Origin of the sequence: Pseudomonas benzenivorans, assembly GCF_024397895.1 — a bacterium.
Taxonomy (GTDB): Bacteria; Pseudomonadota; Gammaproteobacteria; order Pseudomonadales; family Pseudomonadaceae; genus Aquipseudomonas; species Aquipseudomonas benzenivorans_A.
Map to the genome: position 1 here is coordinate 4,693,297 of NZ_CP073346.1, position 26,213 is coordinate 4,719,509.

At 64.6% G+C, this 26,213-nt stretch carries 26 protein-coding genes and 1 pseudogene; 5 read left to right on the forward strand and 22 right to left on the reverse strand.

The genetic code is table 11. The annotated features are described in order from the left end of the window. Positions 1 to 56 precede the first annotated feature (56 nt). Genes KDW96_RS21770 through KDW96_RS21780 form a run of 3 tightly spaced genes read right to left on the reverse strand, consistent with a single transcriptional unit; the run spans position 57 to position 3,219 of the window. Complete coding sequence (locus KDW96_RS21770) at positions 57 to 587, reverse strand: response regulator (RefSeq protein ID WP_255838291.1); 531 nt, start codon at positions 585 to 587, stop codon at positions 57 to 59. Then, positions 584 to 1,936 (reverse strand): response regulator c-di-GMP phosphodiesterase, NosR family, encoded by a 1,353-nt coding sequence (gene nosR, locus KDW96_RS21775; protein WP_255838292.1) that lies wholly within the window; start codon positions 1,934 to 1,936, stop codon positions 584 to 586. Before nosR ends, KDW96_RS21770 begins: the two co-directional genes overlap by 4 nt. Then, positions 1,933 to 3,219 carry an ATP-binding protein gene (locus tag KDW96_RS21780; protein WP_255838293.1) on the reverse strand — a complete coding sequence of 429 codons (1,287 nt, stop codon included), beginning with the start codon at positions 3,217 to 3,219 and terminating at the stop codon, positions 1,933 to 1,935. Before KDW96_RS21780 ends, nosR begins: the two co-directional genes overlap by 4 nt. Positions 3,220 to 3,384: 165 nt before the next feature. On the opposite strand from KDW96_RS21780, the gene KDW96_RS21785 reads away from it, so the two are divergent. Continuing rightward, positions 3,385 to 4,086 (forward strand): DUF6901 family protein, encoded by a 702-nt coding sequence (locus KDW96_RS21785; protein ID WP_255838294.1) that lies wholly within the window; start codon positions 3,385 to 3,387, stop codon positions 4,084 to 4,086. Between the two features lie 15 nt (positions 4,087 to 4,101). On the opposite strand, the gene KDW96_RS21790 is transcribed toward KDW96_RS21785, so the two are convergent. The 11 genes from KDW96_RS21790 to ccoN all read right to left on the reverse strand — a co-directional run bounded on the left by KDW96_RS21790 (position 4,102) and on the right by ccoN (position 14,357). Continuing rightward, entirely contained in the window at positions 4,102 to 4,650 is a 549-nt protein-coding gene (locus tag KDW96_RS21790; RefSeq protein ID WP_255838295.1) for an adenine phosphoribosyltransferase, read from the reverse strand. A gap of 70 nt (positions 4,651 to 4,720) precedes the next feature. Continuing rightward, complete coding sequence (gene fnr / locus KDW96_RS21795) at positions 4,721 to 5,455, reverse strand: fumarate/nitrate reduction transcriptional regulator Fnr (RefSeq protein WP_255838296.1); 735 nt, start codon at positions 5,453 to 5,455, stop codon at positions 4,721 to 4,723. A 225-nt stretch (positions 5,456 to 5,680) separates the two neighbouring features. Continuing rightward, entirely contained in the window at positions 5,681 to 6,364 is a 684-nt protein-coding gene (locus KDW96_RS21800) for a sulfite exporter TauE/SafE family protein (RefSeq protein WP_255838297.1), read from the reverse strand. Then, positions 6,357 to 6,584 carry a cbb3-type cytochrome oxidase assembly protein CcoS gene (gene ccoS / locus KDW96_RS21805; protein WP_255838298.1) on the reverse strand — a complete coding sequence of 76 codons (228 nt, stop codon included), beginning with the start codon at positions 6,582 to 6,584 and terminating at the stop codon, positions 6,357 to 6,359. Before ccoS ends, KDW96_RS21800 begins: the two co-directional genes overlap by 8 nt. Positions 6,585 to 6,596: 12 nt before the next feature. After that, positions 6,597 to 9,005 (reverse strand): heavy metal translocating P-type ATPase, encoded by a 2,409-nt coding sequence (locus KDW96_RS21810; RefSeq protein WP_255838299.1) that lies wholly within the window; start codon positions 9,003 to 9,005, stop codon positions 6,597 to 6,599. A 23-nt stretch (positions 9,006 to 9,028) separates the two neighbouring features. Next, positions 9,029 to 9,535, reverse strand: coding sequence for a FixH family protein (locus tag KDW96_RS21815; RefSeq protein WP_255838300.1), 507 nt, complete (start codon positions 9,533 to 9,535; stop codon positions 9,029 to 9,031). Positions 9,536 to 9,553: 18 nt separating this feature from the next. Then, positions 9,554 to 10,966, reverse strand: coding sequence for a cytochrome c oxidase accessory protein CcoG (ccoG, locus tag KDW96_RS21820; RefSeq protein ID WP_255838301.1), 1,413 nt, complete (start codon positions 10,964 to 10,966; stop codon positions 9,554 to 9,556). 147 nt (positions 10,967 to 11,113) lie between these two features. Beyond that, positions 11,114 to 12,100: a cytochrome-c oxidase, cbb3-type subunit III gene (ccoP, locus tag KDW96_RS21825; protein WP_255838302.1), complete on the reverse strand. Its 987-nt coding sequence runs from the start codon at positions 12,098 to 12,100 to the stop codon at positions 11,114 to 11,116. After that, entirely contained in the window at positions 12,097 to 12,300 is a 204-nt protein-coding gene (locus KDW96_RS21830; protein ID WP_255838303.1) for a cbb3-type cytochrome oxidase subunit 3, read from the reverse strand. Before KDW96_RS21830 ends, ccoP begins: the two co-directional genes overlap by 4 nt. Positions 12,301 to 12,306: 6 nt before the next feature. Continuing rightward, complete coding sequence (gene ccoO / locus KDW96_RS21835) at positions 12,307 to 12,915, reverse strand: cytochrome-c oxidase, cbb3-type subunit II (protein WP_255838304.1); 609 nt, start codon at positions 12,913 to 12,915, stop codon at positions 12,307 to 12,309. Next, positions 12,915 to 14,357, reverse strand: coding sequence for a cytochrome-c oxidase, cbb3-type subunit I (gene ccoN, locus KDW96_RS21840; RefSeq protein WP_255838305.1), 1,443 nt, complete (start codon positions 14,355 to 14,357; stop codon positions 12,915 to 12,917). Before ccoN ends, ccoO begins: the two co-directional genes overlap by 1 nt. Before the next feature lie 554 nt (positions 14,358 to 14,911). On the opposite strand from ccoN, the gene KDW96_RS21845 reads away from it, so the two are divergent. Continuing rightward, complete coding sequence (locus KDW96_RS21845) at positions 14,912 to 15,610, forward strand: alpha/beta family hydrolase (protein WP_255838306.1); 699 nt, start codon at positions 14,912 to 14,914, stop codon at positions 15,608 to 15,610. Positions 15,611 to 15,651: 41 nt separating this feature from the next. On the opposite strand, the gene KDW96_RS21850 is transcribed toward KDW96_RS21845, so the two are convergent. The 5 genes and pseudogenes from KDW96_RS21850 to acnA all read right to left on the reverse strand — a co-directional run bounded on the left by KDW96_RS21850 (position 15,652) and on the right by acnA (position 21,499). Next, entirely contained in the window at positions 15,652 to 16,092 is a 441-nt protein-coding gene (locus KDW96_RS21850) for a GNAT family N-acetyltransferase (protein WP_255838307.1), read from the reverse strand. Positions 16,093 to 16,155: 63 nt separating this feature from the next. After that, on the reverse strand, positions 16,156 to 16,698 hold the full coding sequence (locus tag KDW96_RS21855) for a DinB family protein (RefSeq protein WP_370295252.1): 543 nt from the start codon (positions 16,696 to 16,698) through the stop codon (positions 16,156 to 16,158). Between the two features lie 333 nt (positions 16,699 to 17,031). Then, positions 17,032 to 17,949 carry a methyl-accepting chemotaxis protein gene (locus tag KDW96_RS22400; protein WP_440447123.1) on the reverse strand — a complete coding sequence of 306 codons (918 nt, stop codon included), beginning with the start codon at positions 17,947 to 17,949 and terminating at the stop codon, positions 17,032 to 17,034. Positions 17,950 to 18,315: 366 nt separating this feature from the next. Beyond that, positions 18,316 to 18,597, reverse strand: a pseudogene (locus KDW96_RS22405) (PAS domain-containing protein); the annotation flags it as partial. A gap of 157 nt (positions 18,598 to 18,754) precedes the next feature. After that, positions 18,755 to 21,499 (reverse strand): aconitate hydratase AcnA, encoded by a 2,745-nt coding sequence (gene acnA, locus KDW96_RS21865; RefSeq protein ID WP_255838310.1) that lies wholly within the window; start codon positions 21,497 to 21,499, stop codon positions 18,755 to 18,757. Positions 21,500 to 21,657: 158 nt separating this feature from the next. On the opposite strand from acnA, the gene rlmM reads away from it, so the two are divergent. Further along, positions 21,658 to 22,713, forward strand: a complete 1,056-nt coding sequence (rlmM, locus tag KDW96_RS21870; protein WP_255838311.1) for a 23S rRNA (cytidine(2498)-2'-O)-methyltransferase RlmM — start codon at positions 21,658 to 21,660, stop codon at positions 22,711 to 22,713. A 21-nt stretch (positions 22,714 to 22,734) separates the two neighbouring features. On the opposite strand, the gene KDW96_RS21875 is transcribed toward rlmM, so the two are convergent. Further along, entirely contained in the window at positions 22,735 to 22,920 is a 186-nt protein-coding gene (locus KDW96_RS21875; protein ID WP_255838312.1) for a hypothetical protein, read from the reverse strand. A 122-nt stretch (positions 22,921 to 23,042) separates the two neighbouring features. On the opposite strand from KDW96_RS21875, the gene tusA reads away from it, so the two are divergent. Further along, the gene (gene tusA, locus KDW96_RS21880) at positions 23,043 to 23,294 is read left to right on the forward strand and encodes a sulfurtransferase TusA (RefSeq protein WP_255838313.1); all 252 of its coding nucleotides are present in this window, start codon (positions 23,043 to 23,045) and stop codon (positions 23,292 to 23,294) included. Beyond that, positions 23,294 to 23,746 (forward strand): gamma-glutamylcyclotransferase family protein, encoded by a 453-nt coding sequence (locus KDW96_RS21885; protein ID WP_255838314.1) that lies wholly within the window; start codon positions 23,294 to 23,296, stop codon positions 23,744 to 23,746. The genes tusA and KDW96_RS21885 overlap by 1 nt, the downstream gene beginning before the upstream one ends. Here the strand turns inward: KDW96_RS21885 and KDW96_RS21890 are convergent. Both KDW96_RS21890 and KDW96_RS21895 read right to left on the reverse strand, forming a co-directional pair. Beyond that, positions 23,704 to 24,786: a DUF3080 family protein gene (locus KDW96_RS21890; RefSeq protein WP_255838315.1), complete on the reverse strand. Its 1,083-nt coding sequence runs from the start codon at positions 24,784 to 24,786 to the stop codon at positions 23,704 to 23,706. The genes KDW96_RS21885 and KDW96_RS21890 overlap by 43 nt on opposite strands. Beyond that, positions 24,783 to 26,165 carry an MATE family efflux transporter gene (locus KDW96_RS21895; RefSeq protein WP_255838316.1) on the reverse strand — a complete coding sequence of 461 codons (1,383 nt, stop codon included), beginning with the start codon at positions 26,163 to 26,165 and terminating at the stop codon, positions 24,783 to 24,785. The genes KDW96_RS21890 and KDW96_RS21895 overlap by 4 nt, the downstream gene beginning before the upstream one ends. Positions 26,166 to 26,213: the final 48 nt, after the last annotated feature.

Sequence of the window (26,213 nt, forward strand, 5' to 3'; positions counted from 1 at the left end):
GTTCGTTTTCAAATGTGCTTCCTGCTGGTTCACCCACAGGCACTCTGGCACTTGGATCACGAATCCGGGTCGTCGATGATGATCGAGCCGTCGGTGTCGCGCACCACCCGGGTCAAGCCTGGGTTCTCCGTTTCCAGTCGCCACAGTTCCTGTTGCTGGAGCTCAAGAGAGCTCTTTTGCCGACGCACTTGCTCGAGCAGATGCCGGTTTTCCTTGCGCAGCAGGTGCAGGTCGATGGCGCTGCGCAGCGCCCCCTCGACTTCGTAGTCTTCCCAGGGCTTGGAAATGAAGCGGTAGACCTCCGCCTCGTTGATCGCCTGGATCATCGACTGGCGGTCGCCATGGCCGGTCAGCATCAGGCGCACGGCTTCCGGTTGACGTTGTTTCGCGAACTTCAGGTAGGTGATGCCGTCCAGATTCGGCATCTTGTAATCGGAAACGATCACCGCATAGTCATGGGCGGTGAGTGCATCCAGCGCCTCGTAGACGTCGCTGAAGGTGTGCAGCTCCCAGCCCTGAGGATTCAGTAGGCGTTTCAGCGATTTCAGTATTTGGGGCTCATCGTCCACCAGTTGGATCTTGATCATCGAGCGGCTTCCTGTGGCGTGGCGCCGGCTTCGGCGGGTTGGCGGACAAACAGGGTATAGCGGGCGCCTTCGCTTTCCTCGAAGGCAATGAGCTTGTTGATCAACGGCCGTGAGAGTTGCTTGCCTTCATTGAGCAACAGGGTGCCGTTCTCGGCGTTGAGGTTGCGTGCCAGCGTCATGCCCGGCTCCAGGCGCCGGGTGTCGAGCACCAGGATGCTGGGGTCGGCAAGCACCAGATCGGGCGCGAGTTCGGTGCAGAGCTTGATGAATTGCTCGCATAACTGCGGATCGTAGAGCTTGCCGCTGTACTTCTGGATCAGCAGCAGCGCGTCGTCACGGCTCAGTCGGCGCTCAAGCACCAGGCCGCACTGCAGTTCGATGAAGTCCACGGCCAGCTTGATCAGGCGTGCGCCGAAGGGAATGTCTTTGCCCTTGAGGCGGTCGGGGAAGCCGCCACCGTCCCAGCGCTCCTGATGGTGACGAATCAAGCGGGCGGCGTCCTGCAGTGGCTCGAGGCTCATCAGCAGGCTTTCGCCGAGGGCTGGGTACTGGCGGTAGCGTTCGCGCTCGTTCTTGTAGAGCAGATCTGCGGGGCTAACGAGCAGGGTATCGTTCCAGGTCAGCTTGCCGACGTTGTAGAGCGCTGCGGCCATGGTCAGATCGCGGCTGAGTGCCTCCCCCAGGGAATACTGCTCGGCGTAGGCGCGAACCAGCGCGATGACCTGGGCGTTGGACTGCTTGTTACGGGGAATGCGCTGGGTGACCAGACTGGAGAAGACTTCGGTGGCCGTCACGTAGCTGCGCTTGAGCTCTTCGTAGGCCATGTCCAGCATGTCGGCGGTCTGTTGCAGTTCGGCGGTGCGGCTCTTTACCCGCTGCTCCAGGGTGGCATTGAGGTCCTGCAGATGCTGGTTCTGCTCGCGGGTCAGCCGCTCCAGGCGTTCACGCTCGCGCTCGGAGTGCTGGAAGGCCAGTGCCTGCTGGATGATCAGGCGCAGTTCGTCGTCATCCCAGGGCTTGCTGATATAGCGGTAGATCCGCCCCTGGTTGATCGCCTTGATCGTGGTGGCGATGTCGGCGTGGCCGGTGAGCAGGATGCGTTGGCAGCCTGGCCAGCGTCGCTGCACTTCGGCCAGCAGGGTGGCGCCATCCATGCCGGGCATGCGCGCATCCGAGATCACCAGGTCGACGGGGTGCTGGCTGAGCAGTTGCAGAGCCTGCTCGCCGCCATTGGCCAAGAGGATTTCATAGGGCTCCTGGCGCAGCAGACGGCGCAGACTCTTGAGAATGTTCTCTTCGTCATCGACCAGTAGAAGGGTGGCGCTGCGCGGCAGTTGCAGGTCGGTCATGGCTCTGTAGTACCCAGGCTGCCTTCGGCGGGTTGGCGAATCGGCAGCCAGATGCGAAACCGGCTGCCCTGGCCGGGTTGGCTGCTGACTTCGATGCGGCCGTTGTGTTTCTGCAGGATGTTATAGGACAGCGATAAGCCCAGGCCAGTGCCTTTGCCCACGGGTTTGGTGGTGAAAAACGGCTCATAGATGCGGTTCAGCAGGTGGGGCTCGATGCCTTTACCCGTGTCTTCCACCTCCAGCCACACCCAGTCGCCTTCCTGCTTGCTGCGCAGGGTGATGCGGCCGAACTGCTCGATGGCGTGGGCGGCGTTGACCAGCAGGTTCATCAGCACCTGGTTGATCTGCGAGGGAATGCACTCCACCTCCGGCAGCTCGCCGTAGTCCTTGATGACCTCGGCCTTGTATTTCAGCTCGTTGTTCACCACGTTCAGCGTGGTGTCGAGGCCGCGGTGCAGGTCCGCCAGCTGGAACTCGTCCTCCTCGATGTGGGAGAAATCCTTGAGCGCGGTGATGATCTTCTTGACCCGGTCGATGCCGTCTTCCGATTCGCCAATCAGCGCTTCGATATCGCTGCGTATGTAGTCGTACTCCAGGCTGCGCTTGAGCTGGCGGATCTCCTCGAGGCTGGCGGCGCCGTCCACAGCGTCGCTGATGCGCAGCAGGTCCTGGACGTAGCCGGCGAGGGTCTTGAGGTTGGAGAACACGTAGCCGATGGGGTTGTTGATCTCGTGGGCGACGCCGGCGGCCAGCTGGCCGATCGCTGCCAGCTTTTCCGACTGCAGCAGTTGTGCGTTGGCCTTTTCCAGCTTCTTGATCAAGCGTTCTTGTTCGATCTGCTTGCTGCTCAGGGCATCCAGTGCTGCGTCGAGTTGCGCGTTCGCCCGGGCGAACTCAGTGGTGTCATACAGCAGCAGGCCGAAGCACAGCTGCTCTTCCATGTCGCGAAACGGGAAGAGCAGGGTGCTCTGCAGCATCAGCGCCCCCGGTTCCCGGGATGGCTTGAATGGCAGCTTGATCAGATAGGGGTTGTCTCGCCACTGGGTGTAGACGTGTTGGCCATGGTCGCGCGCTTGCGCCACCATACCGTCCAGATGCGGTGTGCTAGCCTCGGGGAATACGCTGGTCAGCAGTTGATTTCGCGCCTGCTCGAGCGCTTTGCCGCTACAGTGGCTGATGAACGCGTTCCAGTACTGAATGCGCAATTGCGAGTCGAGAATGATGACCCCGACGCCAACGTGTTCGACGAGAACGCTGGCTAGATAGCTTTGCCTGCTGTCCATAGCGGACTCCCGATGGTGATTGCGTTAGAAAGAATGCGCACTGGTGGCTAGCTGATTCTCGGTAAGGATGTGTCAAATATGACATATTGTTGGCGTCCGAATTATGGCGATCTTGGCGGACGGCCACCATATTTTTTTAGCTTTCCCCGACGATCAGGTTAGACCATGGATTTAGAGGCCGCGGATGACGCTGTCATCCACTACCACTTCCGTTTTGCCGACGGCCGCAGCTGGTCTCAGCAAGTCGCATTGCGGCCCGCTGAGCGTGAGGTTTCGGTCGAGCAGCCGCCTGCCTGGACAAAGCTGGAGTTTCATCAGTGCAAGCACTGCCCGTTGCGCCCTGAGCAGTCGCCCCACTGTCCCTTTGCCCTGGCCCTGATTGGTCCCGTCGAGCTGCTGGCGCAATCGCCGTCCTATGAGCAGGTGGAGGTCGAGGTGCAGTGGCGCGGGCGGGAAATTCGCAAGCGCACCAGTCTGCAACGTGCCTTGGGTTCCCTGCTCGGCGCGCTGGGCGCGACATCCGGGTGTCCGCACACGCGCATGCTGAAGGCGATGGCCTGGTTCCATCAGCCGTTCAGTGGCTCGGATGAGACCCTTTACCGCGTATTTGGCACTTACCTGCTCGGCCAGTACCTGCGCCAGCAGCGCGGCATGACTGCGGATTGGTCGATGAGCGAGTTGCGCGAGGTGTACCGCAAGCTGCGCCAGGTCAATCTGGGCATGACCGAGCGGCTGCGCGCCGCAGCGGTCGAGGATTCCGGGCCCAATGGGATGATCCTGCTGGACCTGCTGGCGGCCGATACGCTGTACTTCCTGGATCAGTATGACGGCGAGCTGGACCGCTTCTTCGCCGCCTATTTCGAGTAGCCACGCAGGCCGGTGTCACCGTTCGTTCAGGGCGAATGCGGTCAGGGTGAAGGTCGGAATGCCCATATCCTGCAATTTCTGCGAGCCGCCGAGTTCGGGCAGATCGATGATGGCCGCGGCTTCATGGATCTTCGCCCCCATCCTGCGCACCAGTTGGGCGGCGGCGAGCAGGGTGCCGCCGGTGGCAATCAGATCATCGAAAATCAGGACGCTGTCACCTTCGCACAGGCTGTCGGCCTGCACTTCGAGAAAGGATTCGCCGTACTCGGTCTTGTAGGCCTCGCGCAGCAACTCGCCGGGCAGCTTGCCGTGTTTGCGAAACAGGATCAGCGGCTTGTTGAGTTCGTAGGCGATGATCGAGCCGATCAGGAAGCCGCGGGCGTCCATGGCGGCGATATGGCTGAACTCGCCTTCGACATAGCGCTGGATGAAGCTGTCGGCGACCATGCGCAAGGCCCGCGGCGACTGGAACAGCGGGGTGATGTCGCGAAAGATGACCCCCGGCTTGGGGAAATCAGCGACCGGGCGAATCAGGGTTTTGATGCTGAATTCGTCGAAAATCATCGTTGGACTCCTGCGGCTTTGAAAGGCGGTTGGCGGCTCCGGCAGCCTGCCGAAAGGCCGATGGATCCACTCAGCTGTCGAGGTGCCCCCCGGCCAGGGCGCACAGTTCGACGGAGTCGAGAATATGCACTTCCTTGCCTTCGGCTTCGAGCAGTTTGTTGCGCTGGAAGCGGGTGAATACCCGGGACACGGTTTCCACCGCCAGCCCCAGGTAGTTGCCGATCTCGTTGCGCGACATGGCCAGGCGAAACTGTTGTGCGGAGAAACCGCGTGCGCTGAAGCGCGCCGAGAGATTGACCAGGAATGAGGCGATGCGCTCATCCGCTGTCTTTTTCGACAACAGCAGCATCATGTGCTGATCTTCGCGAATTTCCCGACTCATGATGCGCATCAGCTGGCGCCTAAGCTGTGGCAGTTGCGCGGCCAGTTCGTCGAGGCGTTCGAAGGGAATCTCGCAGATCGAGGTGGTTTCCAAGGCTTGTGCGGAGACCGGATAGCGTTCGGTGTCCATGCCGGAGAGGCCAACCAGTTCACTGGGCAGGTGAAAGCCGGTTATCTGCTCCGTACCGCCATCGCTCAGGCTGAAGGTCTTGAGGGCGCCGGAGCGCACGGCGAACAGCGAACCGAAGGTGTCGCCCTGTCGGAACAGGTATTCACCCTTCTTCAATGGGCGGCCCCGTTTGACGATCTCATCCAGTGCGTCCAGGTCTTCCAGATTCAGCGACAGCGGCAGGCAAAGCGGCGCCAGACTGCAGTCCTTGCAGTGGGCCTGATGAGGTGCGCGGGGTTTGGCACATTGCGACATCGAGGTTGTCCCTGATTAAACACACACTAACCGCAAGGGTACCGCAGCGGGGCGTGATTCAGCCAGCCAGCGGCGGCGCGGTCAAGTGTCTGGCCTGCAAGCTTTGGCCAACGCATAGGCGTTGCTTCTCAAGGAGCATAGCCACGGGAACGGGGTCGTAGGAGCTGGAGTCCAGGAGAAAGGGGGAGTGTCGAGCCGTCGCGGCGAAGGTCGGCTGGAGCCGCCTCAGTGACCCATCAGCCAGTGCTGATGCGGTCCAGGCAGGGTCCAGACGCCGAACATGATCACCAGCACGCCGCCGGCGGTGCGCACACCCCGTTTGCGCAACAGGGCCGTCACGCGTTCGGCGGCCATCCCGGTGGCCAGCAGCACCGGCAGGGTACCGAGGCCGAAGGCCAGCATCAGCGCGGCGCTGCCCAGCGCGTTGCCCTGGCTGGAAGCCCACAGCAGGGTGCTGTAGACCAGCCCGCAGGGCAACCAGCCCCACAGCGAGCCCAGCACCAGCGCCTTGGCCGTGCTGTCGACCGGCATGAAGCGTCGGGTCAACGGCTGGATATGCCGCCATAGGCCGCGACCCAGGCTTTCGATCCGGGTCAGCCCGCTCCACCAGCCGGCCAGATACAGGCCCATGGCGATCAGCAGTAGCGCCGCCAGGACGCGCAGGCCGATCGCCGCCGGGCTGCTGGCCAGGGCCCAGCCGGCCAGGCCGAGCAGCAGGCCGGCGACTGCATAGCTGAGAATCCGTCCGAGGTTGTAGCTCAGCAGCAGATGAAACCGCCGTGCCCGCTGCTCGGCGGGAATGGCCAGGGTCAGTGCGCCCATCAGGCCGCCACACATGCCCAGGCAATGCCCGCCGCCGAGCAGGCCGAGAATCAGCGCCGAAAGCAGCAGTGGCGCCAGTTCAAGCATTGCGGTTATCCCACGGCGAATCCTTGGCCGGGTCCGTTTCCTGGTCGTTGGCCTGTTCTATACCGGCCTTGTGTTGCGGATCCTCGTCGTCGAACAGGATGCTGTGGGCCGGGCCGTCGAGGTCGTCGTACTGGCCGCTGTCGACTGCCCAGAAGAACAGCCAGATGGCGAAGGCCACCAGCACCAGGGCGACGGGGATGAGGATGTAAAGCGCGGACATGAAGACTCCAGCCTACGGGGTGGGCGTGCGCGTCAGGCGCAGGGCGTTGAGCACCACCAGCAGCGAGCTCAACGACATGCCGAGGGCGGCCCAGATCGGGGTGATCCAGCCCAGGGCGGCGAACGGCAGCACCAGGCCATTGTACAGGCTGGCCCAGGCCAGGTTCTCGATGATGATCCGGCGGGTGCGCTTGGCCAGGGCGAAGGCCTGGACCAGGCTGGTCAGGCGGTTGGACAGCAGGACCGCGTCGGCGCTGGTCTTGGCCAGGTCGGTGGCGCTGCCCATGGCGATGCTGATGTCGGCGCCGGCCAGCACCGGCACGTCGTTGACCCCGTCGCCCAGCATCAGTACACGGCGACCCTGCTCATGCAGCCTTTTCAGCTCGGCCAGCTTGGCGTCCGGCGTCAGGCCGCCTCTGGCCTGTTCGATACCCAGCTGGCGCGCCACTTCGCCGACCATCGGCGAGCTGTCGCCGGACAGCAGCAAGACCTGCCAGCCTTGTGCCCGGCAGGCGTCCAGCAGGGCCGGGGCATCGTCACGCAGGCGATCGTCGAGCACCAGCCAGGCCAGCGGGCCCTGCTGGTCGCCGAGCAGCAGCCATTGGCCGTGTTCACCGGGGATAGTCGGCGCGTTCTGGCCGCTCAGCTCGCTGACGAAGGCGGGTTGGCCGATGCGCAGCTGGCGCCCGGCCACCCAGCCCTGCAAGCCCTGGCCGGGGATGCTGTCGACCCGTTCGGCGGCCTGCGGCGCGCGACCGAAGGCACGGGCGATGGGGTGCTCGGAGCGGTTCTCCAGGGCGGCGGCCAGGGCCAGGCAGGCGTCGCTGTCCAGGGCGCCGAGGGGATGAATGGCGCTGAGGGTCAGGCGGCCCTCGGTGAGGGTGCCGGTCTTGTCGAAAATCACCGTGTCGATCTGCTTCAGGCCTTCCAGCACATGGCCGCGGGTCAGCAGCAGGCCGAGTTTGTGCAAGCTGCCGGTGGCGGTGGTCAAAGCGGTCGGGGTGGCCAGGGCGAGAGCGCAGGGGCAGGTGGCGACCAGCAATGCCAGCACCACCCAGAAGGCCCGTGACGGGTCGATTTGCCACCAGGCCAGTCCCACCGCGGCGGCGGCGATCAGCACGATCAGCAGGAACCATTGCGCCACGCGGTCGGCTATCTCGGCCAGGCGCGGCTTGTCGTGCTGCGCGCGCTCGAGCAGGCGAACGATGGCTGACAGGCGGGTGGCGTCGCCAAGCGCCTCGACCTCGACGGTCAGCGGCCCTTCGACGTTGAGGGTACCGGCGGTGACGCTGTCGCCTTCGCCCCGGGGTAGCGGCAGGTATTCGCCGGTCAGCAGCGACTCGTCGACGCTGGACTGGCCGCTGACAATGCTGCCGTCGGCCGGCAGCAGGGCGCCGGGCGGCACCAGCACCCGGTCGCCGGTACGCAGTTCGCTGAGCAGGATGCGCTGGCTGTGACCCTCGGCGTCCAGGCGCAGGCAGGAGGCCGGTAGCAGGTTGACCAGCTGCGCGGTGGCCGAGGCGGTGCGCTCGCGGGCGCGGCGCTCCAGATAGCGGCCGGCCAGCAGGAACAGGGCGAACATGCCCACCGCATCGAAATACAGTTCACCCTGGCCGGTGACGGTCGACCAGATGCCGGCGACATAGGCGCCGCCAATGGCCAGGGATACCGAGACATCCATGGTCAGGTGGCGGGTGCGCAGGTCGCGCAGGGCGCCACGGAAGAACTGGCCGCAGCAGTAGAAGACGATTGGCGTGGCGAGGAACAGGCTGACCCAGCGCAGGATCATGTCCAGCTCCGGGCTGAGGTCGATATTGAACTCCGGCCAGGTGGCCATGGACGCCATCATCACCTGCATCCACAGCAGGCCGGCGACGCCCAGCTGGCGCATGGCGCGGCGATTGTCGCGGGTCAGCTGGGCGGTGGCCGCGTCGGCTTGCCAGGGGTGGCCGGCATAGCCGATCTTGCGCAGCGCCTTGAGCAGTTCGCTCAACGGCAGCTGGCTGTCGGCCCAGCGCACCTGCAGGCGCTGATTGGACAGGTTGAGGTGGGCCTCGGCAACCGCCGGTAGAGCCCGCAGGTGCTTCTCGATCAGCCAGCCGCAGGCGGCGCAGTTGATGCCCTCGATCAGCAGGCAGGTCTCGCTGAGTTCGCCCTGGTGCTCGACGAACGGCGCCTGGACCTCGGCGCGATCGTACAGCGCCAGCTCATCGGGCAGCGCCTGGGGCAGTGCCTGGGGGTTGGCGGCGGTCTCGCTGCGGTGCTTGTAGTAGTGCTCCAGGCCGCCAGCGACTATGGCTTCGGCCACGGCCTGGCAGCCGGGACAGCAGAGCTCGCGGGCTTCGCCCAGCACCTGGGCCTGGAAGCGACTGCCGGCGGGCACCGGCAGGCCGCAGTGGAAGCAGGGGATCGGATTGGCCATCGAGGAGGTGTCTGGGCCTGTCGCTAGCGGGCTTTGCCGAGGCGGATGGTCTTGCCGCTTTCCAGGGTCGCTTCCTCGAACAGGCGCCATTGCTGGCCGCCTTCCTGGCCGATCAGCTCGACAAAGCGCCGGCCTTGCACCACGTCCTGCATCTGGCCGCGGTACAGGCCCTGGCCCTCCGGTTGCAGCACGATACGGCGATCACGTTCGGGCTGGGTCGGGGAGATCAGGTTGAGCACCAGCTGCGCCGGGCCGCTGTTGCCCTGCAACTGCAGTGTGGCGGTGCCGGCGTCCTCGTCGAGGTCGAGGCGGGCGCTGAGCTGCAGGCGCTCGGCGAACTGTTCGCGCTCCAGGGACTGATTGATGCCCTTGCCGACATCATAGTAATCGTCGGAAATCAGGCCGGGCGGATTCTGCGTGGCGATGGTCAGCAGGGCCACGCCCTGGACCACCGAGTAGCCCAGCAGGGCCAGGATGAACCAGGGCCAGAATTGCTTGTACCAGGGTTTTACCGGGGGTTGCTCAGACATGGATTGCTTGCTCATGGGTCAGCGGACGCTTGGGCCGATGAAGCGGCTGTCGGCGTCATTGTGAATGCTCGGAGTGTCGGCGGACTGGATGCGGAAACGGATTTCGTTGGCGCTGGAGGGAAGCTGTTCCGGCGCGATCGACAGCTCGATCGGCAGCGACAGCACCTCGCCGGCCAGGGCCTTGATCTCGCGCTTGCCTTCGTAGACCAGGCCATCGAGACCGTCGGCCTCGATCAGGTAGGTCATGTCGCGCTGCGACTTGTTCATGATCTTCAGGGTGTAGACGTTCTCGATGCGGCCGGCCTCGTTCTCGCGGTACAGGACGCGATCCTTGATCACGTCCAGCTCCACCAGCGGGCGGCTGGCGATGGCCCAGACGAACAGGCCGATCATCGCCAGCAGGGCCACGGCGTAGCCGATCAGTCGTGGGCGGGCCAGGTGGGTCTGCTGCCCGGACAGGTTGTGTTCGGTGGTGTAACTGATCAGCCCTTTCGGGTAGTTCATCTTGTCCATGATGCTGTCGCAGGCGTCGATGCAGGCGGCGCAGCCGATGCATTCGATCTGCAGGCCGTCGCGGATGTCGATACCGGTGGGGCAGACCTGCACGCACATCTTGCAGTCGATGCAGTCGCCGAGGCCCTCGGCCTTGTAGTCGGCGTCCTTCTTGCGCGGCCCGCGGTGTTCGCCGCGGCGCGGGTCGTAGGAGACGATCAGGGTGTCCTGGTCGAACATCACGCTCTGGAAGCGCGCATAGGGGCACATGTAGATGCACACCTGTTCGCGCAGCCAGCCGGCGTTGCCATAGGTGGCCAGGGTGAAGAAGCCGACCCAGAACACCGCCCAGCCGCCGGCCTGCAGGGTCAGGAGCTCGGGGATCAGCTCGCGGATCGGCGAGAAGTAGCCGACGAAGGTCAGTGCGGTGGTCAGGGACACCCCGACCCAGATGCCGTGCTTGGCGGCCTTGCGCAGAACCTTCTGCCCGGACATGGGGGCCTTGTCGAGCTTCATGCGCTGGTTGCGATCGCCTTCGGTGACCTTCTCCGCCCACATGAACACCCAGGTGAACACGCTCTGCGGGCAGGTGTAGCCGCACCAGACGCGACCGGCGAACACGGTGATGAAGAACAGGCCGAAGGCGGCGATGATCAGCAGCGCCGAGAGCAGGACGAAGTCCTGCGGCCAGTAGGTGGCGCCGAAGATGTGGAATTTGCGCGCAGGCAGGTCCCACCAGACGGCCTGGCGGCCATCCCAGCTGAGCCAGACAGTACCGAAATAGAGGATGAACAGCAGTGCGCCACCGAGCATGCGCAGGTTGCGGAACAGGCCGGTGAAGGCGCGGGTGTAGATTTTCTCGCGACTGGCGTACAGGTCGACGGACTCGACCTTGGCCGGGGCAGGGGTGACGTCTTTTACCGGAATCTGCGAACTCATCAGGTGCTACCACAGCGGTGGATTGTCTGCCCCGGCCGGCGCGAGCCGGCCGGGGTCATTTCACTCATACGCCATGGTACGCCTGACCAGGCCCTGTTTGGGTGCGACGGGGAGTCGCGCTCGATACAGGGCTTTCAACGGGCGGCCTTACTGCTCCGCAGGCTTCTGCGACAGGCTGTACACATAGGCGGCCAGCAGGTGGACCTTGTCGTTGCCGAGGAAGTCCGCCTGGGCCGGCATGCGGCCATTGCGGCCGTAACGCAGGGTCTGCTGGACCTGGGCGAAGCTGGAGCCGTAGAGCCAGGTCTTGTCGGTCAGGTTCGGAGCACCCATGGCCTGCTGGCCCTTGCCTTCGGCGCCATGGCAGACGGCGCAGTTGGTGGCATAGATTTCCTGGCCGGCAACCGGATCGGCTTCGATGTCCTCAGGAGTCTTCAGGCCGGACAGACCACGCACGTAGGCGGAAACATTCTTGATGCCTTCTTCGCCGAGGTTGTCCTTCCAGGCCGGCATGGCGGCCTGGCGGCCTTCCATGATGGTGGTCTTGATGGTTTCCGGCTCGCCGCCGTACAGCCAGTCACTGTCGGTCAGGTTGGGGAAACCGTAGGCACCCTTGGCGTCGGAGCCGTGGCACACCGAGCAGTTGGAGGCGAACAGGCGGCCACCCATTTTCAGGGCCTGCTCGTCTTGGGCGACCTGCTCAATCGGCATGGCGGCGTACTTGGCGAAGATCGGCCCGTACTGGGCGTCGGCCTTGGCCATTTCCTTTTCCCACTGGTGCACGCCGGTCCAGCCTGCGTTGCGCTCGCCGTCGGCGATCTGCACGCTGGCGGCGAACGGGGTCTTGGCCTCGTTGTCGAGGTAGTCGTAACCCGGCAGCAAGCCTTTCCAGTTACCCAGGCCCGGGTAAAGCACCAGGTAGCCGACGGCGAAGATGATGGTGGCCACGAACAGCATGAACCACCACTTGGGCATAGGGTTGTCGAATTCCTCGACACCATCGAACACATGGCCGACGGTTTCGTCGGTGGACTCCTGACGCTGGCCTTTGCGGGTGCCGAAGATCAGCAAGGCCATGGCCAAGATGGTCCCGAGTACGAGAATTGTTACGTACCAATTCCAGAACGTGGTCATTGGTTATTGCTCCTGGAAGATTGTTCATCACGCGCGTCGGGTTTTTTCTGCTCGTCGGCGAACGGCAGGTTGGCGGCTTCGTCGAAACTCGACTTGCGCTTGCTGCTATAGGCCCAGAGCACCACGCCGATAAAGGCGATGAACACCACTGCCGTGCCTATGCCACGAATGGTCCCGATGTCCGTGAGAAAAGAGGGCATCGTGAATTACCGCTTGCTGCTGATCGAGGTGCCGAGAACCTGCAGGTACGCGACCAGCGCGTCCATCTCGGTCTTGCCCTTCACCGCGTCCTTGGCACCGGCGATGTCTTCGTCGGTGTAGGGGATGCCAAAGCCACGCATGACTTCCAGCTTCTTGGCGGTGTCCTTGCCGTCGAGCTTGTTCTCGACCAGCCAGGGGTAGGACGGCATCTTCGACTCGGGCACGACGTTACGCGGGTTGTACAGGTGCGCACGGTGCCACTCGTCCGAGTAGCGGCCGCCGACACGGGCCAGGTCCGGGCCGGTACGCTTGGAACCCCACAGGAAGGGGTGGTCCCAGACGCTTTCACCGGCCACCGAGTAGTGGCCGTAGCGCTCGGTCTCGGCGCGGAACGGGCGGATCATCTGCGAGTGGCAGCCGACGCAACCGTTGGAAATGTAGACGTCGCGACCTTCCAGCTGCAGCGCGGTGTAGGGCTTGAGGCCCTCGACCGGCTCGTTGGTGACGTCCTGGAAAAACAGCGGGACGATCTGGGTCAGGCCACCGATGCTGACGGCGATGACCATCAGCAGCGCCATCAGGCCGATATTCTTCTCGATGATTTCGTGTTTCATCAGTGAGCTACTCCGGCGGGAATCTGCGCAGCCGCTTCGTATTCAGCCGGCTTGGCGGCACGCACGGTGCGGTAGGTGTTGTAAGCCATCAACAGCATGCCGGTGACGAAGAAGGCGCCGCCGATCATGCGAACCACGTAGCCCGGATGGCTGGCTTCCAGGGCTTCGACGAAGGAGTAGGTGAGGGTGCCGTCTTCGTTGACTGCACGCCACATCAGGCCCTGGGTGATACCGTTGACCCACATCGAGGCGATGTACAGCACGGTGCCGATGGTGGCCAGCCAGAAGTGCGCGTTGATCAGGCCGATGCTGTGCATCTGCTCGCGACCGAAGACCTTCGGGATCAGGTGATACAGCGAGCCGATGGAGATCATCGCCACCCAGCCGAGAGCGCCGGCGTGCACGTGGCCGATGGTCCAGTCGGTGTAGTGGGACAGCGCGTTGACGGTCTTGATCGCCATCATCGGGCCTTCGAAGGTCGACATGCCGTAGAAGGCCAGGGACACCACCAGGAAGCGCAGGATCGGGTCGGTGCGCAGCTTATGCCAGGCGCCGGACAGGCTCATCATGCCGTTGATCATGCCGCCCCAGCTCGGTGCCAGCAGGATGATCGACATGGCCATGCCGAGGGACTGGGCCCAGTCCGGCAGAGCGGTGTAGTGCAGGTGGTGCGGGCCGGCCCAGATGTACAGGGTGATCAGCGCCCAGAAGTGCACGATGGACAGGCGATACGAGTAGATCGGGCGCTCGGCCTGCTTCGGTACGAAGTAGTACATCATGCCGAGGAAGCCGGTGGTCAGGAAGAAGCCCACGGCGTTGTGGCCGTACCACCACTGGATCATCGCGTCGGTCGCGCCCGAGTACATCGAGTAGGACTTGAACAGGCTGACCGGCATTTCCATGCTGTTGACGATGTGCAGCATGGCCGTCACCAGGATGAAGGCGCCGAAGAACCAGTTGCCGACGTAGATGTGCTTGGTCTTGCGCTTGAGGATGGTGCCGAAGAACACCGCCACGTAGCACAGCCAGACCACCCCCAGGAGGATGTCGATCGGCCACTCCAGCTCGGCGTACTCCTTGGAGCTGGTGTAGCCCATGGGCAGGGTGATGATCGCCAGCACGATCACCGCTTGCCAGCCCCAGAAGGTGAATGCGGCCAGACTGTTGGAGACCAGGGGTACCTGGCAGGTACGCTGCACCACGTAGTAGGACGTGGCGAACAGGGCGCAGCCGCCGAAGGCGAAGATCACCGCGTTGGTGTGCAGGGGGCGCAGACGGCCGAAGCTCGTCCATTCCATGCCCAGGTTGAGTTCCGGCCACACGAGTTGTGCGGCAATGAACACGCCTAGACCCATGCCGATGACCCCCCAGATCACCGTCATTACGGCGAACTGGCGGACCACCTTGTAGTTATAAGCAGTCTGACTGATTGCTGTGCTCATGCTGGGGTTCCACGGTTAATGGAGTTTTTAGGGGACAAAAATCGGCGGCAAGTATGGAGAAAGCAGGTGGTCATTGCAACGACGCAAGCCGTTGAAATGCAGGCTTTTCGGGCCTCAGCCGGCGATCGAATAAGATTCCGCCGTGTCTTGTTTGGCGCTGGTACACCTACTCAGGGTAGGTGCTGAGAGGTTATCTGCCGTGCGCTGTGGCCCCTGACGACGGTCGCAGGCTCGGCTTAGTCGCAACCCTACACCTGTCCCGCGTTCGCCAAGTGCGACACAGGGTCGCATTGGCGCTTTTTGCCAGCGGGTGGGCACGGCCTCTAGCTAGGGCGGGGGGATTAGTCGGTACCCGGAAGATATGCGGCGATGGCCCCCGTATGAGGCGCGCAGCCCAGGCATAATTGTTCGCAGGCGTGCGCCGATATGGTGAGTGCAGCAATTGATCTTGGCGCTCATGCTGGGCGTCGATCCATTTTGGGGAAATCAGCTTCGCCACCTCCAGGCCGAGATGCAGCGGCTTAGCGGATGGCGGACAACGAGGCGAGGCAAGCATGAGCGACGGGCAGCGCGCGGGTATTGACGCGGATCAAGTGAAACACGGGCAAAACCCAGGTGCGTGGCTATGGAACAAACCGGCAGGCGCGAGCAAGGCGACCCTCATTCTCGCCCATGGCGCGGGAGCGCCGATGGACAGCGACTTCATGACGGCCATCGCCGAGTTGCTCGCCCAGCGGGGCGTGGCGGTGGTGCGTTTCGAGTTCGCCTACATGGCGGCGCGCCGGCTGGATGGCAAGAGGCGGCCGCCCAGTCCCCAGGCGAGGCTTCTTGAGCAGTGGCGCGAGGTCTATGCCCGGGTGCGTCAGCAGGTCGACGGGCCCTTGGCGATCGGCGGCAAGTCCATGGGCGGGCGCATGGCCAGTTTGCTTGCCGACGAGCTCGCGGCGGACGCGCTGGTGTGTCTGGGTTACCCCTTCCATGCCATTGGCAAGGCCGACAAGCCGCGGGTCGCCCATCTGGCTGAGCTGCGGACACCCACCCTGATCGTTCAGGGTGAGCGCGACCCCATGGGCGATGCGCAGACGGTAGCCGCTTACCGATTGGCCGAGGCGGTCCGTATCCACTGGCTGGCGGCCGCCGATCATGATCTCAAGCCGCTCAAGCGTTCGGGCTTCACCCATGGGCAGCATCTGCAGGCGGCGGCGGATGCCGTGGCGAGCCAGTTGATGCACCGGGGCACGGGCCGGGGCTGATAGCAACGGCCATCGGGCGGCGAACTGCGTTCTTCCGACGCCTAAGAAACGGCGGGCCGTTCTGGGCGGATACAACGCTCCAGGGGCAGCAAGTGGTCCTCGTCGCCCGCCACTACAATGCCAAGCCGTTCGTACAGAGATTGTGCCGGATTGTCTTTGAAGACCTTCAGGCGTATCGCGTGCAAGCCTCGTTTTTGCGCGAGTGAAGTCACCTGCGTCATGGCCCAGGTGCCGATGCCTCGACCGGTGAACTGGGCCGAAAGCTGGAGATCCCGGAGGTACAGACAGCTTCGATGGGTGTCGAGGCTCAGAAAGCCGACGCGCTGTTCAGCCAGCAGAATCATGTAGCTCTCAAGTCCCGGCCAGGTTTGCAGAAAGTCGTGCGGCCGCCATTCGAGGGCGTGGCGCCGGTAGTAAGGCTGCATATTGTCCGTCGTCAGCCTGCAGGCGAAGGTGGCGTCATGGCAGCTGGCCGGCGCCATGCGAAGGTTCATTATTCAGGGGGGGGCACGGGATAGATAGGCGAAATGACCAGGAGCGGTTCGTCAGGCTTTCAGCTGGTCCGGAATCAGCGCCAAGAGGTCGGTAACCCCCACGTCGAGCCCGGCCTGGGACAGCAGGGTCGTGACCTGGCCGCGGTGGTGGGGCTGATGGTTGAAGAAATGCAGCAGCAAACTCGAGAACTGTCGCCGGGCCGGCTGGTCTTGCATGTTCCGGTAGCTCAGCACCTGGTCCAGGTCGCTCTCCTTCAAGGAGGCGATCCAGGTGCAAATGAGCGCGTCCAACTGGCGGCGCTGTTCGGAAAGCTGGCCAATATCACGGCAGACCAGCTGGTCGAGGGCGGAAGGGGTGGGCAGGTCGCGGGCGGGCTCAAGGCTGTTTGCGCATGCCGGGAGTTGGGCGAAGCGCTGCAACCAGATCGTATCGCCCACCATGAGATGGTTCAGGGTGCCCAGAATGGACTTGAAGTAAGCCCCCCGGTCTTTCGACAGTTCCTCGGGTGAGAGTTTGCTGGCCGCCTCATAGACCTTGTTGTTCATCCACTGGTTGTACTGCGCCAGCAATTCGAAGTGTCGTTGCATGCTCACCGGATTCCATTCCTTTCAGTCGCTTGTTAACGCGTGATGCGATCAGCACGTGCGCTCGGCCTGAAGCGTCTTGCGCCAGAGCTTGGCTGCGCCGATCTCGGGATCGAGCGTACTGGCTTATCGGGGCGGGCAGGGCGTTCTGTCCCTGTTTGAAGCCTGCCGTTTATTGAGGGGCAGGGAGCAAGTTATACACGACGAGTGGCGCAGGAAAATAGCCGGAGCGCCTAGCTGCGGTCCGGGGATTCAACGCATCACAGGTCCGACCCAGGCCCGGGCATCGGGCCCTCTGGCCAGCGAAGGGCGCGCGTCGTGGCCGGCGGGCGCCCTTTGCTTCTAGCGGTTGAAGCGTTCCACCAGGGAATATTGGCCCTGGGCGGTGGCGGTCAGCTCGCCGCTAAGCTGAGCCGTGCTCTGGGCTTCTCCGGCGGTCTGGTCGGCCAGGTGGGCGATGGTGGTGATGTTCTGGTTGATCTCGTCGGCCACCGCGCTCTGCTCCTCGGCTGCGGCGGCGATCTGATTGGCCATGTCGGCGATATTGGCCACCGCATCGCTGATGCCGGCCAGGGCCTGGTCGGCCTGCTGCACGCGCTCGACGCCGTCGTCAGCCTGCTTGCGGCCGATTTCCATGGTCATTACCGCCTCTTCGGCGGTGCGCTGCAGCTTGGCGATCAATTGATGGATCTGTCCGGTGGATTCGGCGGTGCGCTGGGCCAGCGAGCGCACTTCGTCGGCCACCACGGCGAAGCCGCGACCCATCTCGCCGGCTCGCGCCGCTTCGATGGCGGCGTTGAGGGCGAGCAGGTTGGTCTGGTCGGCAATGCCCTTGATCACGTCGACTACGCCGCCGATTTCGTTGCTGTCCTGGGCCAGGCGGGTAACGGTCTCGCCGGTCTCGCCGACCGACACCGATAGGCGCTGAATGGCCTCACGGGTCTCTGCAGCGACCTTGCGTCCCTCGCCGGTCAGGCGGTTGGCTTCCTGGGTGGCGATCGCCGTGCGCGCCACGTTGCTCGCCACTTCCAGGGTGGTGGCGGCCATTTCGTTGACCGCGGTGGCGACCTGTTCGGTTTCCTGGCGCTGGCGGTCGAGACCGGCCGAGCTGTTACGCGCCAGACCGTCGGCTCGCTTCGCCTGTTGTGTCAGGTACTCGGCGCTGTCCTGCAGGCGGGTCAGGCAAGTCTTCAGCCGTGCCTGCTGACTGAACAGGGCCATCTCCAGGCGGCCCTGGATACCGCGGCTGTCGGTGTACATCAGGGCGATCAGAGGATCGGATGTGGACTGCTCAGCCTGCTGGAGGAGACTTTTGAGACCGCGGCGCTGCCAGCCAAGGCCGACCAGGCCCAGCGGCAGGGCAAGCAGGGCAGCAAGCAACAAGCCCCAGCCGGAGTCCAGCCAGGCGCCCAGCAGGAAGCCGAGCTGGCTGATCAGGATGAAGGGCAGCCAGTCCTGCAGTGTCGGCAGCCAGCTGTCGCTGCTGGGCAGCGCCGACTTGCCAGCATTGAGCCGCTGGTAAAGCGCCTCGGCGCGGCGGACCTGCTCGCTGCTGGGCTTGACCCGCACCGACTCGTAGCCACACACCTGACCGTTCTCCAGTATCGGTGTGACATAGGCGTCGACCCAGTAGTAGTCGCCATTCTTGCAGCGGTTCTTGACGATGCCCATCCAGGGGCGGCCCTGCTTGAGGGTATTCCACATGTGCTCAAACACGGCCGGCGGCACGTCGGGGTGGCGAACCAGGTTATGGGGCGCGCGCAACAGTTCGTCGCGAGTGAAGCCGCTGACCTCGACGAAGGCGTCGTTGCAGTAGCTGATCTGGCCCTTGAGGTCGGTGGTGGAAATCAGGCGTTGCTTGGCCGGAAAGCTGCGTTCACGCTGGGTGATGGGCTGATTGTTGCGCATGGGGGCGGAGTCCCTGGGGGCGATACTGAATTGTCGGCCGTTGCGGCCGGAAGTTGAGCGCAATATACAGACGTTGTGTGACGGGACGGGTTGATCTGGATCAGCAGACGGGTCTCGCCCCTGTGGCAGGGCCGGAACCCTGCCTCAGCGGGGCGTGTCAGTCGCCGGCTATCAACTGACGCAGCACGTAGTGCAGGATGCCGCCGGCCTTGAAGTACTCGACCTCGTTGACCGTGTCGATGCGGCACAGCACTTCGAAGCGTTCGGCGGAACCATCCTCTCGCTTTATCTCCACCGTCAGGTTCATGCGCGGGTGCAAGTCGACGCCGTCCAGGCCGCAGATGCTCAGGCTTTCCCGGCCGCTCAGCTTCAGCGCCTTACGGTCCTGTCCCGCCTTGAACTGCAGGGGCAGCACGCCCATGCCGACCAGGTTGGAGCGGTGAATGCGCTCGAAGCTCTCGGCGATCACGGCCTTTACCCCGAGCAGGTTGGTGCCCTTGGCCGCCCAGTCGCGGGAGGAGCCGGTGCCGTACTCCTTGCCGGCAATTACCACCAGCGGCGTGCCAGCCTCCTGATAGCGCATGGCCGCGTCGAAAATGGCCAGTTTCTCGCCGCTCGGCACGTGCAGGGTGTTGCCGCCTTCCTCGCCATCGAGCATCTCGTTGCGGATGCGAATATTGGCGAAGGTGCCGCGCATCATCACCTCGTGGTTGCCGCGGCGCGAGCCGTAGGAATTGAAGTCTTTCGGCTCGACGCCCTGCTCGCGCAGGTAGCGTCCGGCCGGGCTGTCAGCCTTGATGTTGCCGGCCGGGGAGATGTGGTCGGTGGTCACCGAGTCGCCCAGCAGGGCGAGAATCCGCGCCTGATGGATGTCGCCGATATGCGGTGGCGCGTCGGCGATGCTCTCGAAGAACGGCGGGTGTTTGATGTAGGTGGAGTCGTCCTTCCAGGCGTAGGTGTCGGCGTCCGGCACCTCGATGGACTGCCACTGCTCGTCGCCGGCGAACACCTCGGCGTATTCCTTGTGGAACATCGCCGTGTCGACCTTCTGGATCGCCTCGGCGATCTCCTTCTGGCTCGGCCAGATGTCCTTCAGGTAGACGGGCTTGCCGTCCTTGCCGTGGCCCAGGGGTTCCTCGCCGATGTGCATGCGCACGCTGCCAGCCAGGGCATAGGCGACGACCAGCGGCGGCGAAGCCAGCCAGTTGGTTTTCACCAGCGGATGAACGCGACCCTCGAAGTTGCGGTTGCCCGACAGCACCGACGCCACTGTCAGATCATTTTCCTGGACGGCTTTCTCGATGGGCTCGAGCAGCGGCCCGGAGTTGCCGATGCAGGTGGTGCAGCCGTAACCGACCAGGTCGAAGCCCAGTTCGTCCAGGTATTGGGTCAGGCCGGCGGCCTTGAAGTAGTCGGTCACCACCTTGGAGCCGGGCGCCAGCGAACTCTTCACCCAGGGTTTGCGTTTCAGGCCTTTTTCCACGGCCTTCTTGGCCAGCAGGCCGGCCGCCATCATCACGCTGGGGTTGGAGGTGTTGGTGCAGGAGGTGATCGCGGCGATCACCACGGCACCGTCCTTGAGCTTGTGGGTCTGGCCGTCATGTTCGTAGTCGGCCTCGGCGCCCTGCGCGGTACCGCCGACCGCGGCGCCGCCGCCGCCCTCGTTGAGCAGGCGGCTCTCCTCCTTGGGGCTGGGCTTCATCTGCAACCCCATGAACTCATCGAAGGCCTTGCTGACCTGTGACAGGGCAACCCTGTCCTGCGGTCGCTTGGGCCCGGCCAGGCTGGCCTCGACGCTACCCAGGTCGAGTGCCATGGTGTCCGTGAACAGCGGCTCTGCGCCTGGTTCGCGCCACAATCCCTGAGCCTTGCAGTAGGCCTCGACCAGCTTGACGCTCTGCTCCGGACGGCCGGACAGACGCAGGTAGCCCAGGGTGATGTCATCGACCGGGAAGAAACCACAGGTCGCACCGTATTCCGGGGCCATGTTGGCGATGGTGGCGCGATCGGCCAGCGGCAGGTCGGCGAGGCCGTCGCCGTAGAATTCGACGAACTTGCCAACCACACCCTTGCCGCGCAGCATCTGGGTGACGGTCAGCACCAGGTCGGTGGCGGTGATGCCTTCCTTGAGTTTGCCGGTGAGCTTGAAGCCGATCACCTCGGGAATCAGCATCGAGACCGGCTGGCCGAGCATGGCGGCTTCCGCCTCGATGCCGCCGACGCCCCAGCCGAGCACGCCGAGGCCGTTGATCATGGTGGTGTGCGAGTCGGTGCCGACCAGGGTGTCGGGATAGGCCAAGGTCTGGCCGTCTTCCTCCTTGGTCCACACGGTGCGGCCGAGGTATTCCAGGTTGACCTGGTGGCAGATGCCGGTGCCCGGCGGCACCACGCTGAAGTTGGCGAAGGCGTGCTGGCCCCAGCGCAGGAAGGCATAGCGCTCGCCATTGCGCTGCATCTCGATGGCCACGTTCTGCGAGAAGGCGGCCTCGCTGGCGAACTTATCGACCATCACCGAATGGTCGATGACCAGGTCGACCGGCGACAGCGGGTTGATCTTCTGCGGGTCGCCACCGGCCTTGGCCATGGCGTCGCGCATGGCGGCCAGGTCGACTACCGCCGGCACGCCGGTGAAATCCTGCATCAGCACCCGGGCCGGGCGGTACTGGATCTCGCGTTCCGAACTGCGCTTGTGCAGCCAGTCGCTCATGGCCTGCAGGTCATCGCCACTGACGGTATTGCCGTCCTCCCAGCGCAACAGGTTCTCCAGCAGCACCTTCAGCGACATCGGCAGTTTGTCGATGTTGCCGAGGGTCTTGGCGGCCTCCGGCAGGCTGAAGTACTGGTAGGTCTCGCTGCCGACTGCAAGGCTGCGGCGACTGTTCAGGCTATCTAGGGAAGGCATTGTGCATCTCCTTGGGGCCCGCACGCGGCGGGCCGGATTTAACGCAACAGAGTCTTCAAACTAGCTCTGCTTGGCGGGTCTTGCCATCTAACAGGACAGGCCATCGCCACCTGGGGCTCCCGACTCCGCTAGAATGCGCGCCTCGAGGAGAGCCCCCAATGAATACTTTGTTACTGCACTGTCGCCCCGGTTTCGAAAACGAGGTCTGCGCGGAGATCAGCGAGCATGCCGCCCATCAGCAGGTGGCCGGCTACGCCAAGGCCAAGCCGAGTTCGGCCTATGCCGAGTTCATCTGCACTGAAGCGGACGGCGCCGAGCGGCTGATGGGCGCGGTGCGCTTCAATCGGCTGATCTTTCCTCGGCAGTGGGCGCGCGGGTCCTTCGTCGAACTGCCGGAAAGCGACCGCATCAGTGTGCTGCTGGCGCATCTGGCGGACGTTCCTACTTGCGGCAGCCTGTGGCTGGAAGTGCTGGATACCAACGACGGCAAGGAGCTGTCGAATTTCTGCAAGAAGTTCGAGGCGCCGCTGCGCAAGGCCCTGGCCAAGGCCGGCAAGTTGGTCGAAGACCCGCACAAGCCGCGCCTGCTGCTGACCTTCCTGAGCGGCCGTCAGGTGTTCCTCGGCCTGGCCGAGGCAAATAATAGCGCCCAGTGGCCGATGGGCATCCCGCGCCTGAAGTTTCCCCGCGAAGCGCCGAGTCGCTCGACCCTCAAGCTGGAGGAGGCCTGGCACACCTTCATTCCGCGCGAGCAGTGGGACGAGCGACTGTCGGGCGACATGACCGGCGTAGACCTCGGGGCCGCCCCCGGCGGCTGGACCTACCAGCTGGTCAGGCGCGGCATGCTGGTGACCGCCATCGACAACGGGCCGATGGCCGAGAGTCTGATGGATACCGGACTGGTGCAGCACCTGATGGTCGATGGCTTCACCTACAAACCGCGACAGACGGTGGACTGGATGGTCTGCGACATCGTCGAGAAACCCGCGCGCAGCGCCGCCTTGCTGGAAACCTGGATCGGCGAGGGGCTGTGCCGCGAGGCGGTGGTCAACCTCAAGCTGCCGATGAAGCAGCGCTACGCGGAGGTGCGCCGCCTGCTGCAGCGGCTCGAGGACGCCTTCGCGGCGCGCAAGATCAGGGTGTCGATCGCCTGCAAGCAGCTGTACCACGACCGCGAGGAAGTCACCTGCCACCTGCGTCGCCTGGGCAAATAGCGGGACTATCCCGGGAAGGCGTCATGGCGGATCGGCTTTATCAGGCTGCGGCCTGACCCAGTAGCTCTGCTTGTGCCCCCGGGCCTCGAACTCGCGGGCCAGGGCCTCGGCGGCCGCTCGGCTGAGACCGCTGCGCACGACGAACTCGTTGCCGTTGTCGTCCAGGCGCACCAGACACCAGTGCTGCGCGGGGGCGAATGGGGGCATGGACGGGTCCTCTGTACTGTGTCAGGAGCAGCGGCGACTGGTGGCCTGACCGATTGGCACGCTTAAGGTGACCTGGAGGTCAGCTTTGCGCGAGAATAGCCGCCTGTCCATGGAGCCTGCCGATGTCCCTGCGAACCGATGCCACCCACGACGACCTTCTCGATGCCACCGGGCTGAACTGCCCGGAACCGGTGATGATGCTGCACAACAAGGTCCGCGACCTTCCAGCCGGCGGCCTGCTCAAGGTGATCGCCACCGATCCCTCGACCCGCCGCGACATCCCCAAGTTCTGCGTGTTCCTTGGCCACGAGCTGCTGGAGCAGGCCGAAGAGGCCGGCACCTACCTGTACTGGATACGCAAGAAGGTCGACTGATGGGCTGGTACTTCGCTTACGGCTCGAACATGAACCCGGTGCGCATGCAGGCCCGCGGGCTGAGTGTGCGTGAGGCCATGCCAGGACGCTTGCCGGGCTATGCGCTGTGCTTCAACAAGCGCGCGGTGGACCGTCCGGGATGTGCCTATGCCAACATCCGCCATCAGCGCGACGCTGTGGTGGAGGGCGTGCTCTATCGCCTGGCTGAACTGGAGGAGATCGCCAAGCTCGATCCGTTCGAAGGCACGCCTATCTATTACAGTCGTGAGCGCCTGGCGATCGTGACCGCCCATGGGGTGCAGCCGGCCTGGGTGTATATCGCCAATCCGGCCTTTCGCCAGGAGGGCCTGCTGCCGGCCCGCGACTATCTGGATCACTTGCTGGCGGGGCGTGAATACCTCTCGGCCTCCTATTGGTCGCTGCTGGCGGCCTGGCCCTCCCAACCGGCCTGACCCGGCGCCAGGCCGCAGCGCTTCAGGGTCTGCTGCCAGGCCCGCACATGGCGCCTGTTGGCCTGCTGGAACATTTCCCAGAGCGACGCCTCGGCCCCGCCCAGGCTCAGCAGGTAGGTCCGCGTGGCTGCTGGCGCCTGCGGCGCCTCGCTCAGCTGGCGCAGATGCAGACTCCAGCGCTCGCCGCGCTGATGCACCTGGGCCAGATAGGGCTGCAGCCCGCCGGCATAGAACTTGACGAAGATGTTCTGCAGGATTCGTCCGCGCGGCGTCGGTTTGCCCTGGGGGCAGGCCGGCCGGCGCTGCTGGCGGCCTTCCAGCAGCTGGCTGGCCTGAATCAGCGTGTGCGTGAGGCTGGAAAGGCTGGTGATGAGTTGGCCGCCCTGAACACTGCTGTGCAGGGCGAAGAGCAGCGGATCGAGTTGCGCCACGGGCGGCGGCAGGCGCTGCGGTAGCCCGTTGCCAATGGCGGCCAGCTGCGCCAGGGCGTCCAGCGCAGCGTCGTCCTCCTGGGCGGATGTGGGCAAGGCCTGGTCGGCGAAGCGCAGGTAGCGTTCGACCTCGCCGCTGGCATTGAGCGCATTCCAGAACACCGCGGGCAGCTGCCGGCGCTTTTCTTCGGCCAGCTCCGCGAGGGTGGCGCTCAGCGCCGGGTCAGGGCTGCGCACAAGAGCGTTGCGGCAGTCTTCCAGGGCGCGCAGCAGGTCGCCCTCGTAGGCCAGCCGATTGCTCGGCTGCAGCTGCTTGCCGAGACTGCTGTTGCGCAGGCTGATCTGTTGCTGCAGGGCCGGGCAGCGGCGTACGCCGATCAGCAGGTCGAGCAGGCCGATGCGAATCTCGGGGATGTCGATCAGTCGTTCGCGGCGTGGCGGCATGCGGTAGGCCAGCAGTTGCTCGCGCCGGAAGGCCGCGGCGCCGTCGCCTTCGACCGCGTTGTTCAGGCGCTGCAGGTAGTCGGCCTGCAAGGCCAGGCCTTCGTCGGTCGGGCCGCAGGCCGTGAGCAGCAGGGTCGTCAGCAGAATCAGGTATCTGGGGCTCATTGCCCCAGCTTAGCCGCGCGGATATGCCGCCGCGCGCTGCTGGACAGGCGTAGCGCCAGCATGATCGCCGCGCAGGTCAGGCCCACCACCAGGCCCTGCCACAGACCGCGCGGACCACTGGGCTCGCCGAACCAGTCGGTCAGGCCCAGGCTGTAGCCGACCGGCAGGCCGATGCCCCAGTAGGCGAACAGGGTCAGTAGCATGGTCACCCGGGTGTCCTGGTAGCCGCGCAAGGCGCCGGCGGCGGTGACCTGCACGGCGTCGGACAGCTGGAACAGCGCGGCATAGACGATCAGCCCGGCGGCCAGGGCGATCACGGCCGGGTCCGGGCTGTAGATCTGCACGATCTGCTCGCGCAGCAACAGGATCAGGCTGGCGGACAGGCAGGCATAGGTCAGCGCGCTGGCCATGCCGACGCCGGCGGCGAAGCGTGCGCCGCGCGGGTCGCGGCGCCCCAGGGCCTGGCCGACTCGCACGGTGACCGCCATCCCCAGCGAATAGGGGATCATGAACACCATCGAGCTGAAGTTCAGGGCGATCTGGTGGCCGGCGACCACGGTGGCGCCCAGTCCGCCGATCAGCAGGGCGATCACCGCGAAGATGCTTGACTCGGCGAATACCGCGATGCCCATCGGCAGGCCGAGCGCCAGCAGGGGCCGGATCACCGGCCACTGCGGCCGTTCGAAACGCTCGAACAGCTGGCTGGTCTGGTAATAGGGTGCCCACTTCACCCACCAGAGCATGCCCAACAGCATGAAGGCCATGACCAGGGCGGTCGCCCAGCCGCAGCCGACGCCCCCCATGGCCGGCAGGCCCAGCTTGCCGTAGATGAAGATGTAGTTCAGCGGGATATTCAACACCAGGCCGATAAGGCCCAGCACCATGGTCGGCCGGGTATGACCGAGGCCGTCGCTGTAGCAACGCAGCACGTGGAACAGCGCCACCGCTGGAAACCCGCAGGCCACCGCGCGCAGGTAACCCATGGTGGGGGGGATCAGCTTCGGCTCGATACCCATCAGGTGCAGGATGGCTTCGGCGTTCCACAGCAGCGCGGCGGCAGCGCCGCCCACGGCCAGCGCCAGCCACAGCGCCTGGCGCACCAGTGGGCCGATGGCGGCCTGCTCGCCGGCGCCGAAGCGTTGCGCCACCTTCGGCGTGGTGGCCAGCAGGATGCCGGTCATGAGCAGGAACACCGGCACCCAGATCGAGTTGCCCAGGGCCACTGCCGCCAGGTCCCGTGGGCCGACGCGGCCGGCCATCACCGTGTCGACAAAGCCCATGGCGGTGTGCGCCAGCTGGGCGATGATGATCGGTGTGGCCAATAGCAGCAGGCCGCGCAATTCGGTGCGCACGCGCTGCAGGCGCGGTTCGACGGGCATAGAGGTCATCCATTAACGCTCTGGAAAACCGCGCAGTCTACCCGTTGA